Origin of the sequence: Cupriavidus sp. a3 (genome assembly GCF_051015765.1) — a bacterium.
Classification (GTDB): Bacteria; Pseudomonadota; Gammaproteobacteria; order Burkholderiales; family Burkholderiaceae; genus Cupriavidus; species Cupriavidus oxalaticus_A.
Genome location: NZ_CP170643.1, coordinates 4,088,433 through 4,103,878 on the forward strand (window position 1 = coordinate 4,088,433; position 15,446 = coordinate 4,103,878).

The following is a 15,446-nucleotide window of genomic DNA, read 5'->3' on the forward strand; positions in this document are numbered from 1 at the left end:
ATGAGTGGGGAGATGAGTGGCGGACGGGGCGTGGCTTACCAGCGCTTGGTCTTGATGTTGTGAACGTGGGCGTGTTCGCCTGCCTTGATCGGCGCCACCACCTTGCCGATGTCGATGCCGTACTTGTAGACGGTGTCATCGGGATCCATGTCGCACAGCGCTACCTTGTGGCCGATGGGGATCGGCTGCTGCGCGGTCACGGTCACGATCTTGTCCTCATCCATGATCCAGGCGTTCAGCCTGGTGCCAGCCTGGATCCCTTCCACCACGGCCACCGCCACGGTGTCCTTGGCGTCGTGCAGCACTACGTGAATCATCGTTGTCTCCTCTGTGGGTCGGTTGTGCGGGTTGTCGGTGAAACCATCTTAGGCAAGCTAAAGATCCATGTCAACTAACTCATATATATCACTTAGTTGAATGTGAATCGGCGCATGAGGGACGCTGGGGACCGCAGCAGATCATTGGCGACCTGCGGCTCGTCTTGCGGCAGTGCTAAGGGGGAGGAGTTGCTGGCGCTGCGACGGCCTGTTCAAGGCCGCCGCCAGGGGCATCGACGTGCCCGGTCAACTAATCAGTCGCCGGCGGTGACGACCTGCCGGGGGGTTACCAGTAGCGTACCCGGCCCGTATCCAGGTGTACGAATTGCTCGCCCTGGTAAAAACCGACACCCCCGCCCTTCAACGTCTTCGCGGCATCGCGCAGGTCACCGAGCGGCACGCCGGCGACGCGGATGTCGATGGCCTTGCCGTCCATGTGGAGGCTGTGCCTGGCGACCCCGCCGCCACGCGAGGTTCGCAGGCGCGAATTTGTGGCCGGACTGCGATAGCCCGAGATGACCTGGAACGGTTCGTTGGTACCGAGTTCTCGGCGCAGCTGGTACAGCAGGTCGAACAGCTGCGGATCGATCACTCCAACCTGGCCCGAATAATGGTCGCGCAGGAAACCATTGAGCGAAGTAAGTGCCTCGGGCACAAAACTGTCGCCCACGGCATAGACGAGCTTGATGCGCTCACCCGTATGAGTGTGGTCAAAGGCCAGTGTGCGCGCATCGGGCAGGCTGGCAAGCGCCTGGCGCGGCGCCAGGGGCATCAGTCCGGCAGCCAGCGCCAGGCCTCCGGTGGTATGTAGAAAGCGGCGGCGTGCCTTGCGCGTCGCATCATTCATGGTACTTCCTCTGCTTGTGCTGGGCGCGCCTCACTGCCTGGCAGCAGCGCGCGCGATGGCTGGCGGCGAGGGGCGCCCGGTGCGTTGCCGCAGCGCCTTGTCCAGCAGTTTGTCGTGACCGTAGATGTCAGGCAGGAAGGATACACGACCATCGGCCCGGGCGATGACCGTGCCATAGGCCAGCACCACCGGCAGCGGTTGCTGCAGCCGCACCGTGTTCGACTTCCCGCGCGCCATCGCCTCGCGGATACGCGCCTCGTTCCAGTCTGGCATATCCTGCAGCACGAACTGAGCCAGTGCCACTGGGGATTCCACGCGGATGCAGCCGTGGCTGAAGTCGCGCCGGTCGCGCTTGAACAGCTGCGGCGTCGGGGTGTGGTGCAGGTAGATGTTTTCGTTGTTGGGGAACATGAACTTGATGTCGCCCAGCGCGTTCATGGGGCCGGGGCGCTGCCGGATGCGCATGCGGCCATTGAGCACGGCTTCCAGGTTGTCCTCGGACAGCGTGGTCACGGCCTTGCCGTCGCCGGTCACGAACTCGAAGCCCTGCTGGTTGAAATACGCCGGATCGCGTCGCAGCCGGGGCACCGTCTCGCGCTTGGCGATCGACGGCGGCACGTTCCAGTACGGACTGAACTCGATGTAGCGCATATCTTCCTCGAACAACGGCGTGCGCGTATCCAGCGCCTTGCCGACGATCACCTTCATCTCCAGCTTGATGTCGAGCTTGCCGTCGCGGATCTCGTAGGCGCGCAGCATGAACTCCGGCACGTTGACCACGATCATGCGCGGGCCATCGAGCGGGGTCCAGCGCATCCGCTCCATGGTCAGTTCGATCTGCCGCACCCGGCTGGCCATGGGCAGATTAAGTTGCGCCAGCGTCCCGGTGCCGATCACGCCGTCGGCCTGGAGCCCGTGCCGCGACTGGAACGCCTTGACGCCATTGACGAGTGCGCCTTCATAGCGCGCCGGCGGCTTCGTGCCTGCCGGCAGGTCGCCCAGTGCCACCAGGCGCGCCGTCAGCGCCGCAGTGCCCGCCCACGGCTGCCCCGGCGTCAGCTTGCCCGCGGGCAGCGCCGGCAGCGGCTGCACCCAGACCGGCAGCGCGGCGATCTCGCGGTAGCGGGCCAATGCCTCGCGCAGCGTGCCATACAGGGGGAAAGTGGGCGCGGCCTGGCGCACCGCGTCCGGCAGGCGGTGTTGCGCGACCGCCTCGCGCAGCACCGTGGCGGCGTCATACGGGCGTTCTTCCTGTGGCGCGAAATCGGCGCGGACCGCACGGGGATTGATACGGCCGCCGTGCAGGTCGGCCAGCATGCGCTCCATCGCGGCGGTCAGCGCGGCGTCAAGACGGGCGGCGGCATCCGTTGCGAGCACCGGCCCGGTGGCCGCCTGGTGCACTGCCTGACGCAGCGCCTCGGCATCGTAGTCGCCCGGATCGAGTCCATCCGCAGCCGCGTTGGACAGCGCGTCGACCGCCTGCCTGGCTTCCGGTACGGGCCTGCCCTGGGCGAACCATAGTGGTCCCTGAGGTGCCGGAGCGGCTTGTGGCGCCGACGCTTGTGGCGCTGGTGGCGCTGGTGGAGTCTGGGTCGTCTGAGGCGCCTGGGCCAGGACCGGGGCTCCGGCGGCGCCCGCCAGCAACAGTGCGGCGAGCGCTAGCTTCATTTTGCCGGGACGGTGGCCGCTGACGTGACGCGCGGCCAGGCAAAGCGCAAGGAGAGCAGCCTTGCCTGCGGCAAGACTGGCGCCGGTCAGGCGCATGGCGGCTGTCGGGAACGAAGGCATCGTGGGGATGGGCTCGTTTCGTGGCACACGCCCACAGTCTACCCGTGTTGGGGAAGCGGCGTCAGGACCGCACAGCGGGCCGCTTCGCGACCGCCAGACCACATCGAACAACGCAAGTCACGGGTCCGGCAAGGTCACCAGGCAAATTCGGCCGATTCACGCAGCTTGCTCGGAAGTTTCACACGGTGGGCGTATCGCCATATTCCTACACTGGGCCCCGTTCACAAGGCAATTCCGATGTCCGGATGCAGCCGCTGCCTTGGAACACTTGCGTGCCACGGCAATCGTGCGGGCACGTCTTCCACAACCAAGAGACCCAACATGAAATTCGCATTTGCACCGGTGGTAATTGCCGCCGGCATCGTCTTCGCGTCGCAATCCGCGCATGCCGCCGACGGCACCATTACGTTCAACGGCAACATCTCCCCCACCTCGTGCGAGATCAATGGCAACGGCACCGGCTCGAAGTCGTTCACCGTCACGCTGCCGACCGTGTCGGCAAAGACGCTGAACACCGCTGGTGCGCGCGCCGGCCGCACCCCGTTCACCATTGCACTGAGCTGCGATGCGGATACCGGCGCGGTCCATACCTACTTCGAACCGGGACCGACCACCGACGCCAGCACCGGCAACCTGGTGATCAACAGCGGCACCGGCACGGCAAGCAATGTGCAGATCGGGCTGCTCAATGCCGACTTCTCCCAGATCAAGGCCGGCTTTGCGGACAGCGCCCAGAACTCGCTGCCCATGCAGCTGACCGGCGGCACGGCCACCCTGTCCTACTTTGCCGAATACGTCGCCACCGGCCAGGCCACCTCGGGCGTGGCCAATTCCAGCGTGATGTACACCATCGCGTATCCGTGACGCCAGCGCGTTCCTGAGATTTCCCTGAAGGGCAAATCCGATTCCGGACCTGGCGCTCACGTGGCGCAGTCCGGTGCGTCGGCACGCGCCATGTTGGCGGCGCGTGCCGCCTCGTTTCCCCCTGCTGTGCTTGCCGGTCCTGCCGACTGGTTCTTCAAGCCCTGTTTTACGGCCTCAACATGCTGTCCACATCCCTGCGAAACTTGCTGGCTGCCCCCATGGCCGCGCTGGCACTGTCTTGCGTATTGCCCGCCAACGCCTCCGTCATCGTCGGCGGCACGCGCGTGGTCTACCGCGCCGCGGACAAGGAAGTCACGCTAAAACTGACCAACGAAGGGCAATCGCCCGCGCTCACCCAGGCGTGGGTCGATGCCGGGACGGCGACCCCGACGCCGACCTCGATCGAAGTGCCCTTCACGATCACCCCGCCGATCGCGCGCATCGACCCGGGCAAGGGCCAGACGCTACGCATTCTCTATACCGGCGAGCCGCTGCCGCAAGACAAGGAGTCGCTGTTCTGGCTCAACGTGCTTGAAATCCCGCCGAAGCCGTCCGCCGATGAAGCTGGCGTCAACTCGCTGCAAATGGCATTCCGTTCGCGCTTCAAGCTGTTCTTCCGCCCCGCCGGCCTGCCGGGCAGCGCCACGGAGGCGCCGGCTGCGTTGCGCTGGGAACTTGGCAGCCGCGACGGCAAACCCGTGCTGCTGGCGCATAACCCAACGCCATACCATGTGTCGCCGGTCAGCGTCGAGGTCATTGCCGGCGAGCACCTCGCCAAGGCGACAGACCCGGACATGATTGCGCCTGGCGCCACTGCAACCTTCCACCTGGACAGCGAAGTCCGCAACCCTGCCGGCGCCACGGTGCGTGTGCACTGCATCAACGACTTCGGCGGCAGAGACAAATTCGGCGCGCCGCTGAACGCCTCCGGCTCTCGCTAGCCCTCTTCACTCTTCAACCCACGGTCCGTTACGCCCTTCGGCAGCCGCCGGCTGCCGATGCCTGCGTGCGGCCATCGTCGACACGCCGGTCCCATGCTGACACTCTCTCCCCGTCACGTCCCGTTTCGCCTGCGCCCGCTTTATGCCGTGTTGCTGACCTTGTTCGCCAGCAACGCAGGCGCAGCCGGGCAACCCGACGTCGGCCCGATGCCTGTCCGCTCCGCGCAGGACGTGGAGTTCAGCGATATCTTCCTGCAGGGTACGGCGGGCGGCGTTGCGGACCTGAGCCGCTTCAGCAAGGGCAATCCGGCGCTGCCCGGCCACTACCGTGCCGAGTTGTATGTCAACGAAATCTGGCTGGGTCGCGCCGGCGTGGAGCTGCGCCAGTCCGGCGACCCCGCCGCCCCGGCGGTGCCGTGCTTCGATCGCAGCCTGCTGGAGCGCATCGGCGTCGACCTGGCCAGGCTGACGGCCGCCGCATCGCTGGACGGCGACGGCTGCCAGCCGCTGCCAGCGCTGATCGCCGATGCCACCGCGAGCTTCGACAACGGCGAGCAGCGGCTCGACATCAGCGTGCCGCAGGCCGCGATGGTGCGCCGCGCACGTGGTTACGTCAGCCCCGAGAACTGGGACAACGGTGTTCCGGCGGCGCGCTTGCAGTACAACGCCAACGTCTATCACTCCGACGCATCCAGCCTGTCGACCACGCAGGCCTATGTGGGCTTGAACGCCGGCCTCAACCTGGGACCATGGCGCTTCAGCCACCAGGGCAGCCTGAACCACGATGAACGGCAGGGCACGCGCTACCAGAGCGTACTCACCAACCTGCAGCGCGCCATTGCGCCCTGGAAAAGCCAGTTGGTAATCGGCGATGCGTTTACCGACGGCACGCTGTTCGACAGCATCGGCTTTCGTGGCGTGCGCCTGGCCAGCGACGAGCGGATGTATCCCGAATCGCTGCGCGGCTATGCCCCGATCGTGCGCGGTATCGCGCGCAGCAATGCCCGCGTGCAAGTCCGCCAGCAAGGCAACATCCTCTACGAAACCACGGTGGCACCCGGGCCGTTCGAGATCGATGACCTGTACCCCACCGGCTACGGCGGCGACATCGAAGTCGTGGTTACCGAGGCGGATGGCAGCGTGCACGTATCGACGATGCCCTACGCCGCCGCGGTGAACGCCTTGCGCGCCGGTCAGAGCCGCTACAGCGTCACCGCGGGCCAGTACCGCAACACGGTACTGCAAGGCTCGACGCTGCTGCTGCAGGGCACTTACCTGCACGGTTTCAGCAACACCGTCACCGGCTACGGCGGCTTTGTGGCCGCGCAAGGCTATGGGGCAATCGCCGCTGGTGCCGCGCTGAATACCGACCTGGGTGCCTTTGGCGCCGACATCACGCATGCCAGCACGCGGCTGCAGGGTCAACCGGACCGCAGCGGCCAGAGCGTGCGGCTGAGCTACAGCAAGCTGGTTGCACCAACCAATACCAATTTCTCGGTTGCGGCATACCGCTACTCCAGCCGGGGCTACCTCGGCCTCGCCGATGCCATGTCCTGGCTCGCGCTGGACCAGGCGGGACGGCTGCCAAGCCTGCCCACCGCGCGCGGCAAGCTGCAGCTGAGCATCAACCAGGCCCTGCCGGCCGGCTATGGCAACTTCTACCTGACCGGCTCGGTGCAGAGGTACTGGCAGGGCGGCAGCACCGTCAGCCAGTTCCAGGCCGGCTACAACAATACTTACCGCGCCATCGCCTATGGGGTGTCGGCGTCGCGGCAACTGAATGTCGCCACGAGCAAGTGGGACACGCGCGTGATGCTGACCGTCGGCCTGCCGCTGGGCAAGTCGCCACGGGCACCCTACTCGCTGACCAGCGTCCAGCGCGGCTCCGACGGTTCCTTCACGGCACAGGAGACCGTGACCGGCACGCTCGGCAGCGACAATGCCTTCAGCTATGCCCTCAATGCTGGACATACCGGCGGCGGGTCCGGCAGCGCCAACAGTATCGGTGGCAGCGTCTCCTATATCTCGCCGTTTGCGACGATGACCGCCAACGCGTCCAGGAGTACCGCATATACGCAGGCCGGCGCGGGCATTTCCGGCGGCATCGTGGCCTACGCGGATGGCGTGGCGTTCTCGCCGTCCCTTGGCGATACCGTCGCTGTGGTCGAGGCCAAAGACGCCGCAGGCGCGCGCCTGGCCAACGGCGCCGGGCTGCGTGTCGACCCGTGGGGCCATGCCGTGGTCTCGAACCTGGTGCCGTTCGCGCGGAACGAAATCGAGCTCGATCCGCAGGGCCTGCCGCTGGAAGTCACTCTCAAGTCGACGCAGCAGCGGATCGCGCCCACCGCGGGCGCGGTGGTGCGGGTGCGCTTCGAAACCGAGAATCCCGGCCGCGCGGCAATCCTGCGCACGCGCCTGCCGGATGGCGCGCCAGTGCCGTTCGGCGCCGAAGTGTTCAGTGCAGACGGCAAGCCGGTCGGGACCGTGGCGCAGGCAGGCCGCGTGCTAGTACGCGGGCTGGCAACGGACGCCGGCACGCTGACGGCACGGTGGAGCCAGGCCAGTGGCGATGCCTGCACGCTGCACTATGACCTCGGCAAGCCTGGCAACCAGGCGGCGGCAATGGTGGCCAGCGATGCACCGTGCACGCGCTGATGCAGCCGTTCACCACACCAGCTGGTGGCGACGCGCATAGTCGACCATCTCCACCAGCGAGCCGACATTGAGCTTGGCCATGATGTTGGCCTTGTGCGTGCTGACCGTCTTGCTGCTGATCAGCAGCTCCGCGGCGATCGCCTTGTTGGAATGACCGCGCGCCAGGTATTGCAGGATGGTGATTTCGCGATTGCTGAGCCGCGGGATGCCGGAGTCGAGCGCTTCGCCGAGCTGGCGCGCGGCTTCCAGCGTGTACATGGGGAACACCAGGTAGCCGCTCAGCACGCCGCGCGCGGCCTGCAGCACCTCGGGCACGCCGCGATGCTTGACCACGAAGCCGTGCGCGCCGGCGCGCAGCGCCCGCACCGGGGCGGCGGTGGCGTCGGTGCAGGACAGCACCAGCACATGTACCGTGGGAAAGGTTGCCGACACGCGCCGGACGAAATCGACGCCGGGATTGCCGAAATACTCGACATCGACCAGCACCAGCCCGGGGCGGTGATCGCGCACCAGCCGGAACGCATCGCGCACGCCGTCGGCTTCCAGCACTTCGGCGGCCTCCAAGGCCGCCGCCAGTTGACCGGACAGCGTAGTGCGGAACCGGGAAGGCTCGTCGACGATCAACGCGTGTTGCAATTGGAACTCCTTGACAGCTTGGGGGAACTGCCAAGATTAAGGGCCATGCTGCGTGCTGAAGCGCGGAATACTCGCTGCGCGGGAGCAGCAGAATCTGCGCGGCGGCCGGGCAATTCCGCAGGGGTGCACAGCCAGGCGTAGCCGGGCCGGCCTGCGCGTCAGGACCTGGCGGCGTCCAGCACTTCAGTCAGTTTGCGGCTGGCGTCCAGCGCCGCTGGGAAACCGCAGTAGACGGCGCTGTGCACCATCAGTTCGCGCAGTTCCTCGGGCGTGACGCCGTTGGCCAGCGCGCCGCGCAGGTGGCCGGCCAGTTCCTGCGGCCGGTTCAGCGCGATCAGCATCGATACCGTGGCCTGGCTGCGCTGCTTGCGATCCAGCCCTTCGCGGGTCCACACCGTGCCCCATGCAAACTCGGTGACCAGCTGCTGCAGGCTGGTGTCGCCCTGCTGTGCGGCGGCATCGAGCGCGCGCTGCACGTGCGTCGGGCCAAGGACCTCGGTGCGGACTTCGAGGCCGGTGGCGAACGCGGGGGTGGGCGTGTAGTCGGCATTCTGGCTGGGTTCGGCCATGGCATCTGTCTCCGGTATCAGGTGGTGACAGATCTTAGCCGAACCGGCCGCTCACTCCGTGCCGGCGGGCAGGAAGCGCGGCGCCGGCGCCGAGCGTGGCACCTCGCGCTCGCCCTGCCGGAACATCCGGTAGGTGCCGCGCGCCTGGTTGTGCGGATGGCAGGCGGCCTCTTCCAGAGTCAGCACGCGCGCGAAGCAGACATCGGTGCCGCCCAGCAATGCCTCCCAGTGCTTGCTCGGCTGGGCGGCGATGCACGCGGCGATGCGCGCCTTCAGGGCGGGCCACTGGGCGCGGTCGTATTGCGTGGCGGGATCGACGTCGGTCAGTTCCAGCCGTTCGAGCAGTTCGCGGTAGAACTGCGGCTCGAGTGCGCCCAGCGTGATGGCGCGGCCGTCGGCGCAGCGGTAGACGTCATAGAACGGCGAGTCGTGGAACGGGCTGGGCTGGGGTCCGCCGAGCGTGCCGGCGGCCCGCGATACCTGCACCAGCGAGCCGAGCATGGCAACGATGTCGGTGATCGCCGCATCGACCACGCAGCCCTGGCCGCTGGCACGCGCGCTCAGGATGGCGCTGGTCAGGCCGAAGGCCAGCCCGAGCGCGCCGGTGGCGTCGCCCATCACGGTCGGCGGCACCATCGGCAGCGCATCGTCGCGCGCGGCCATCGACAGCAGGCCGGTCAGCGCGATGTAGTTCAGGTCATGACCGGCGCTCTGCGCCAGCGGGCCGCTCTGCCCCCAGCCGGTCATGCGGCCGTACACCAGGCGCGGATTGCGGGCATGGCAGGCCTTGGGGCCCAGGCCGAGCCGCTCCATCGCGCCGGGGCGCAGCCCTTCGATCAGCGCATCGGCGCCTGCCACGAGGTCGAGCGCCGCGGCGACGCCATCGGGCGCCTTCAGGTTCAGCTGCACCACCTGCTTGCCGTGCTCCAGCTCCATCTCCGGCGGCACGGCCTGGCCGCGCAAGATGCGGCGCGCGTCAGGGGCGACCGGGCGGGTCACCAGCGTTACCTCGGCGCCGAGGCCCGCCAGCATGGCCCCGCACAGCGGGCCGGGGCCGATGCCTTCAAATTCCACCACCTTGATGCCGCGCAGGGGCAGCAGCTTGCCATGCTCACTCATTTGCTTGTCTCCGGTTGCCGTGCGCCGGGGTCCGAGGTCGGGATCCGGGCCAGCCTGGGTGGGATATGTAGTGCGCCGCGTCAGTACGGCCTCCTGCCGGCCTGTCACGGCGCTCGCGAGCCATGCTACGCGCCACGGCGCCTGGGCGGCAATGGCCGAAACAGCCAGCCGGGTTGACGGATTTGCCATGCGGCCGGTTATCGCACGCGAGGCCGTGGTGGCATCGTAGTTTTCCGAACCAACTTGATCTAAATCGGGTCACAGCGGGAAACTTGCTGCGATGATGGTTTCAGATGGCGCCGGCGCCCCGCGGCGGCAGCGTCAGGAGGTGTTCTTCAACCTGGCTCGTCCCGACAATCCCCAACGACAGCCCCCAATCCAGGAGATTCCCGTCATGACCAATATCGTGCTCGCCACCGATGGCTCGGCCTTCAGCGATGCCGCGGCGCGCTTTGTTGCCGAAGGCAAGCTGCTGCAGACCGGCTTTACCGTGCATGTCGTGCATGTGGCCCCGGAAGTGAGCGGCCAGGTGCGCGCCTTTGTCAGCAAGGAAACCATCGACGACTGGCACAAGGAGGCCAGTGACAAGGCGATGGCGGGTGTCAGCGAGATCCTCAAGACGGCCGGCGTGCCGTTCGAGCAGCATGCGCTGCACGGTTTTGCGCCGGAACGCATCGTGGCCTATGCGCGTTCGGTGAATGCCGAAGCCATCGTGATGGGCACGCATGGCCGCGGTTCCTTCTTCGATGCGGTGATCGGTTCGGTGGCCGGACGCGTGCTGGCGCAGGCGGATTGCCCGGTGCTGCTGGTCAAGGCGCCGGAAAAGAAGGGGTAACTGAACAAAAGAGCCGGCAGGCTAACGTTTGAGGTGCTCCCAAGCCACCCCGAGCTAGCCTAAGCAAGGTGTTCTCCCTCTCCCGCAAGCGGCAGAGGGGAGTTGCAGCAGCCGTCAAGCGCCCCACAGGGGCGCTTCGTCCATCAGGGCCACCTGTTCGCGCAGTTCAAGAATGCGATCCTGCCAATAGCGCGCGGTGCCGAACCACGGGAACGCGGCCGGGAAGGCAGGGTCGGCCCAGCGGCTGGCCAGCCAGGCGCTGTAGTGCAGCAGGCGCAGGGTGCGCAGCGCCTCCACCAGCCACAGTTCGCGCGTGCGGAATTCGGCGAAGTCCTCATAGCCGGCCACAATGTCGGCCAGCTGGTCCTGCATTGCCGCGCGGTCGCCCTCCAGCAGCATCCAGATGTCCTGGATCGCCGGCGCCATGCGGCTGTCGTCGAAATCCACAAAGTGCGGGCCGGGCGCTCCGAGGCTGCCGCCGCGCGCATCGTCTTCGTCGATCCACAGCACGTTGCCGCGGTGGCAGTCGCCATGCACGCGCAGCAGCGGCACGTCGCCGGCGCGTTCGTAACAGCGGCGCACGCCGTCCAGCGCGAGCTCGGCGACCGACTGCCACGCCGGCAGCAGGTCGACGGGGATGCAGCCGCTGGCCAGCAGCCAGTCGCGCGGGGCAATGCCGAAGGTGTCGATATCCAGCGCGGGCCGGGCCTGGTAAGGCTGTGCCGCGCCGGTGGCGTGGATACGGCCGATAAAGCGGCCGAGCCAGGTCAGCGTGTCCTTGCGGTCGAGCGCGGGCTCACGGCCGCCGCAGCGCGGGAACACCGCAAAGCGAAAGCCGGCGTGGTAGCGCAGCGTGCCGGCATCCGGCGCACCGGCCGGCAAGAACAGCGCGGGCACGGCCGGGATCTCGGCATCGGCCAACTGCTGCACGAAGGCGTGTTCTTCCAGGATGGCCGCGTCGGTCCAGCGGCCGGGGCGGTAGAACTTGGCGATGACCGGCGCGGCGTCCTCGATGCCGGCCTGCCACACCCGGTTCTCATAGCTGTTGAGTGCCAGCAGCCGCCCGTCGGGGCGCAGGCCCGCGCTTTCGAGCGCGTCCAGCATCCGCTCAGGCGTCAGGCCGGCATAGGGAATACCGGAATCGGCCGGGGCGGTGAACGCTGTCATGGTGTCAGTCGCGGTTGCGGTTGCCGCCGAGCAGTGCGGCCTGCGGCGCCGGGCGGCGGTTGCGCACGGGGGCCGGGGCCGCATCGTGCTGCTGGCGCGCCGGCTGGGCGGCGCGTTGCTGGCCGCGTGCCGGCTCCTGGCTGCCCTGGCGCGGTGCGCCGCCGCGTGCGCCGCCATTGCTGCCACCATTGCCGCCACCATTGCCGCCGGCGTTGCCATTGCCGTTGCCGCCGCCGCGGCGCTGGCCGCCTTCGGCCTGCCGCTGGCGCGGTTGGCCGCCCTGGCCCTGGCGCGGTGCATCGTGGGCCTGGCGCGGCGCGCGCGCGCGTTGTGCCGGCTCGCCGTCGGCGTTGGCCGGGCGTGCCTGGCTGCGGCCGCGGCCCTGCCCTTGCCCCTGCCCCTGCCCGCCGCCGCGTTGCTGGCGGCCCTTCTGGATCGGCTCGGGTGCGATGCTCGGGTCGACTTCAAACCCCGGCAGCACGGTCTGCTCGATCTTGCGCTTGATCAGGCGTTCGATATCGCGCAGCAGCGCATGCTCGTCCACGCAGACCAGCGAGATCGCCTCGCCCTCGGCGCCGGCGCGGCCGGTACGGCCGATGCGGTGCACGTAGTCCTCGGGCACGTTGGGCAGGTCGAAGTTGACCACGTGCGGGAGCTGGTCGATATCGATGCCGCGCGCGGCGATATCGGTCGCCACCAGCAGCCGCAGCGTGCCGGCCTTGAACTCGGAGAGCGCGCGCGTGCGCGCCGACTGGCTCTTGTTGCCGTGGATCGCCAGCGCCGACAGGCCGTCCTTGGTCAACTGCTCGGCCAGGCGGTTGGCGCCGTGCTTGGTGCGGGTGAACACCAGCACCTGGTGCCAGTCGTGCTGGCGCACCAGGTGCGCCAGCAATTCGCGCTTGCGTTCGCGGTCGACCGGGTAGACGCGCTGGTCGACGGTCTCGGCGGTGGTGTTGCGCCGCGCCACCTCGATCGAGGCGGGGTTGTTCAGCAGGCGGTCGGCCAGCGCGCGGATATCGTCCGAGAACGTCGCCGAGAACAGCAGGTTCTGGCGCTTGGCCGGCAGCACGTTGAGGATCTTGCGGATATCGTGGATGAAGCCCATGTCGAGCATGCGGTCGGCTTCATCGAGCACCAGCAGCTCTACCTGCGACAGGTCGACGGTGCGCTGGGCCACGTGGTCGAGCAGGCGGCCCGGCGTGGCCACCACGATATCGACGCCGCGCTTGAGCTGCTCGATCTGCGGGTTGATGCCGACGCCGCCGAACATCACCATGGAGCGCAGGCGCAAATACTTACCGTAGTTGCGCACGCTTTCCTCGACCTGCGCGGCCAGTTCGCGAGTGGGCGTCAGCACCAGCGCGCGTACCGGCGGCTTGCCGGCGCGCGGCGCATTGCCGGCGGCTCGGGCCGCGGCGGACTCGGACAGCAGGTGCAGCATCGGCAGGGTGAAGCCGGCGGTCTTGCCGGTGCCGGTCTGGGCGCCGGCGAGCAGGTCACCGCCCTTGAGGACGGCCGGGATCGCCTGCGCCTGGATGGGAGTCGGTGAGGTGTAGCCCTGTTCGGCCACCGCACGCACAATCTTTTCGGACAAGCCGAGTTCGGAGAAAGACATGAATTGCTGCTTTGGCCATCCCTGCGCACGCGGTGCGCGGATCGCGGGATGGCTCGTGTAATCGATGTTCGGTATCGGTAACAGGAGCGGCCGGAAGGCCGGCCCGGCAGGCCAGTGGCCCGCCCGCGGGAAAGGTCGCTAGTGTACCAGTCCGTCGCGAGCCGGTTCTGCACATGCGGCAGCGCCGCATGCGCGACAGCACACATCGGCGCGGCCAGGTGACGCTGCGCTATCATGAATGGCTCCGCAGGCGGCCCGCCCTCAAGGCGCCGCAGTGGCGCCTGCCCATCCTGACTGCCCCGGCCCCCTGCTGCGCCCCGGAGCCCGCCATGCGCTTGCGTTTCCTCGAAGACCAGGAAGTCACCCTGTTTGCGGCCATCCCGGTCGGCATCGTGGCGGCCATTGCGACCACGCTGTTCAAGGAGGCGCTGGAAGGTGCCGGCGTGGTGCTTTTTTCCAGCCATGCCGACGTGGTGGTCGTCTTTGCCGCACTGGCGCTGGGCTGGCGCGTGGTGGTACCCGCGGTGGGCGGTGCGCTGGCCGGCGCGCTGCTGGTCCTGTCCAACCGGCTGGCCAGCAGCCACAGCGGCGCAACCGACTATATGGAAGCGGTGGCAAATGGCAGCGGCCGGCTGCCGGTGCGGATCACGCTGCTGCGGGCCATGTCCTCGTTCTTCTCCATCGTCAGCGGCAGCTCGGTCGGCAAGGAAGGCGCGATGATCCAGCTGGCGGCGCTGTGCGGCTCGCTGTTTCCGACCACCCGGCTGGAGCGCGGCGGCGGCTCGAACATGCGCCGGATGCTGACCGCCTGCGCCGCCGCGGCGGGCCTGGCGACCGTCTATCACACCCCTTTTTCCGCCGCCGTTTTCGTCGCTGAAGTGGTGTTTGGCGCACTGGCAGTGCAGCGGCTGATGCCCCTGTTCCTTGCGTCGGTAGCCGGCGCCATGGTCAGCCAGTGGCATGGCGGACTGCAGCCGCTGTATCCGGGCCTGGTTATCGCGCCGGACCTCCGCCCGCATATCCTGCTGGCGGCAGCCGGACTCGGCGTGGCGGCCGGCATCGTCGGCGCGCTGTTCCTGCGCGCATCTGGGTTCGCCCGCAGCCGCTTCGCCGCGGTGCCGGGCGGGCCGGTGGCGCGGCTGGCGCTGGGCGGCGCGCTGGTGGGAGTGCTGGCGATGGCAGTGCCCGAGGTCGTGGGCAACGGCTACCACACCATCCAGACCATCCTGCAGGAACAGCCGCTGAGCGTGCCGGTGGCCGGGGTGCTGCTGGCCAAGCTGGTGGCCACGGTGATCAGCATGGGCTCCGGCGCGGTCGGCGGGGTGTTCACCCCGTCGCTGTTCGTCGGCGCGGCGCTGGGGCAACTGCTGGCGCTGGCCATGCATGGCGTCGCCGACGGTGCCACGCCGCTGCTGCCGCTGGTCGGCATGAGCGCGTTCCTGGCGGCGACCAGCCAGGCGCCGCTGATGTCGGTGCTGATGGTGTTCGAAATGACGCTGGCGCCGGCATTGCTGCTGCCGTCGATGATCGGCGCGGTGGCGGCGTACTACACGGCATCGCGCTGCCAGACGCTGTCGCTGTACAGCGTGATCGCCGAGCGCGCACAGGCGTCGGCCGCGGCCGAGCACGCCCGCACCATGACGCTGGCGGGGCTGTGCGACCCGACCGCCACCGTGCTCGACCCCAACGCCAGCCTGGCCGAGGCCGCCGACAAATTCGCCGAGACCGGTACCCGCTATCTCTACCTGGTGCAGTTCGACGGGCGCCTGCTGGGCGCACTGTCGATCCACGCCGTGCAACGCGCCCAGCGCGAAGGCTCGCAGCAAGGCGTGCTGGAGCTGGCCGAGCGCGACTTCCCGTCGCTAACGCCCGATTCGCGCCTGCGCGATGCGCTCGAGGTGTTCGCCGAACACGGCATCAACCGGATCCCGCTGGTGCGGGACAGGGTCGACCGTGAGCTGATCGGTACCGTGTCGAAGCAACGTGTGCTGCAAGAGGCATCCTGCCTGTTCTGAATGCCATCTCGCCGGGCCGCCCCGGGGAGGCGCCAAACGAGTAAAATGCCCGGTTGCGCCCGCTCCGGGCCATCCCAC

At 68.1% G+C, this 15,446-nt stretch carries 13 protein-coding genes; 5 read left to right on the top strand and 8 right to left on the bottom strand.

What is annotated here, in order from left to right:
* Positions 1–35 precede the first annotated feature (35 nt).
* The 3 genes from ACAD63_RS19485 to ACAD63_RS19495 all read right to left on the bottom strand — a co-directional run bounded on the left by ACAD63_RS19485 (position 36) and on the right by ACAD63_RS19495 (position 2,832).
* Positions 36–317, bottom strand: coding sequence for a UxaA family hydrolase (locus ACAD63_RS19485; protein WP_434033177.1), 282 nt, complete (start codon positions 315–317; stop codon positions 36–38).
* A 286-nt stretch (positions 318–603) separates the two neighbouring features.
* Positions 604–1,164 (bottom strand): YcbK family protein, encoded by a 561-nt coding sequence (locus tag ACAD63_RS19490; protein WP_135704504.1) that lies wholly within the window; start codon positions 1,162–1,164, stop codon positions 604–606.
* Positions 1,165–1,194: 30 nt separating this feature from the next.
* Positions 1,195–2,832, bottom strand: a complete 1,638-nt coding sequence (locus tag ACAD63_RS19495) for a L,D-transpeptidase family protein (RefSeq protein WP_434033178.1) — start codon at positions 2,830–2,832, stop codon at positions 1,195–1,197.
* A 441-nt stretch (positions 2,833–3,273) separates the two neighbouring features.
* On the opposite strand from ACAD63_RS19495, the gene ACAD63_RS19500 reads away from it, so the two are divergent.
* The 3 genes from ACAD63_RS19500 to ACAD63_RS19510 all read left to right on the top strand — a co-directional run bounded on the left by ACAD63_RS19500 (position 3,274) and on the right by ACAD63_RS19510 (position 7,412).
* The gene (locus ACAD63_RS19500; protein WP_434033179.1) at positions 3,274–3,816 is read left to right on the top strand and encodes a fimbrial protein; all 543 of its coding nucleotides are present in this window, start codon (positions 3,274–3,276) and stop codon (positions 3,814–3,816) included.
* Between the two features lie 218 nt (positions 3,817–4,034).
* The gene (locus ACAD63_RS19505) at positions 4,035–4,757 is read left to right on the top strand and encodes a fimbria/pilus periplasmic chaperone (RefSeq protein ID WP_434033180.1); all 723 of its coding nucleotides are present in this window, start codon (positions 4,035–4,037) and stop codon (positions 4,755–4,757) included.
* 207 nt (positions 4,758–4,964) lie between these two features.
* Positions 4,965–7,412: a fimbria/pilus outer membrane usher protein gene (locus ACAD63_RS19510; RefSeq protein ID WP_434033181.1), complete on the top strand. Its 2,448-nt coding sequence runs from the start codon at positions 4,965–4,967 to the stop codon at positions 7,410–7,412.
* Positions 7,413–7,421: 9 nt separating this feature from the next.
* Here ACAD63_RS19510 and ACAD63_RS19515 read toward each other — a convergent pair whose 3' ends face one another.
* From ACAD63_RS19515 to ACAD63_RS19525, 3 genes are all read right to left on the bottom strand, one after another.
* On the bottom strand, positions 7,422–8,048 hold the full coding sequence (locus tag ACAD63_RS19515; protein ID WP_133093769.1) for a response regulator transcription factor: 627 nt from the start codon (positions 8,046–8,048) through the stop codon (positions 7,422–7,424).
* Between the two features lie 158 nt (positions 8,049–8,206).
* On the bottom strand, positions 8,207–8,617 hold the full coding sequence (locus ACAD63_RS19520) for a carboxymuconolactone decarboxylase family protein (protein ID WP_434033182.1): 411 nt from the start codon (positions 8,615–8,617) through the stop codon (positions 8,207–8,209).
* Between the two features lie 51 nt (positions 8,618–8,668).
* Entirely contained in the window at positions 8,669–9,736 is a 1,068-nt protein-coding gene (locus tag ACAD63_RS19525; RefSeq protein ID WP_135704496.1) for a CaiB/BaiF CoA transferase family protein, read from the bottom strand.
* A 394-nt stretch (positions 9,737–10,130) separates the two neighbouring features.
* On the opposite strand from ACAD63_RS19525, the gene ACAD63_RS19530 reads away from it, so the two are divergent.
* A complete protein-coding gene (locus tag ACAD63_RS19530) occupies positions 10,131–10,571 on the top strand; it encodes a universal stress protein (RefSeq protein WP_135704494.1) in 441 nt (146 codons plus the stop codon).
* A 114-nt stretch (positions 10,572–10,685) separates the two neighbouring features.
* Here ACAD63_RS19530 and ACAD63_RS19535 read toward each other — a convergent pair whose 3' ends face one another.
* Together ACAD63_RS19535 and ACAD63_RS19540 are read right to left on the bottom strand one after the other, a co-directional pair.
* Positions 10,686–11,738: a serine/threonine protein kinase gene (locus tag ACAD63_RS19535; protein ID WP_434033183.1), complete on the bottom strand. Its 1,053-nt coding sequence runs from the start codon at positions 11,736–11,738 to the stop codon at positions 10,686–10,688.
* A gap of 4 nt (positions 11,739–11,742) precedes the next feature.
* Positions 11,743–13,353, bottom strand: a complete 1,611-nt coding sequence (locus ACAD63_RS19540) for a DEAD/DEAH box helicase (RefSeq protein WP_135704490.1) — start codon at positions 13,351–13,353, stop codon at positions 11,743–11,745.
* A gap of 329 nt (positions 13,354–13,682) precedes the next feature.
* On the opposite strand from ACAD63_RS19540, the gene ACAD63_RS19545 reads away from it, so the two are divergent.
* Complete coding sequence (locus ACAD63_RS19545; protein WP_135704488.1) at positions 13,683–15,368, top strand: ClcB-like voltage-gated chloride channel protein; 1,686 nt, start codon at positions 13,683–13,685, stop codon at positions 15,366–15,368.
* Positions 15,369–15,446 lie beyond the last annotated feature (78 nt).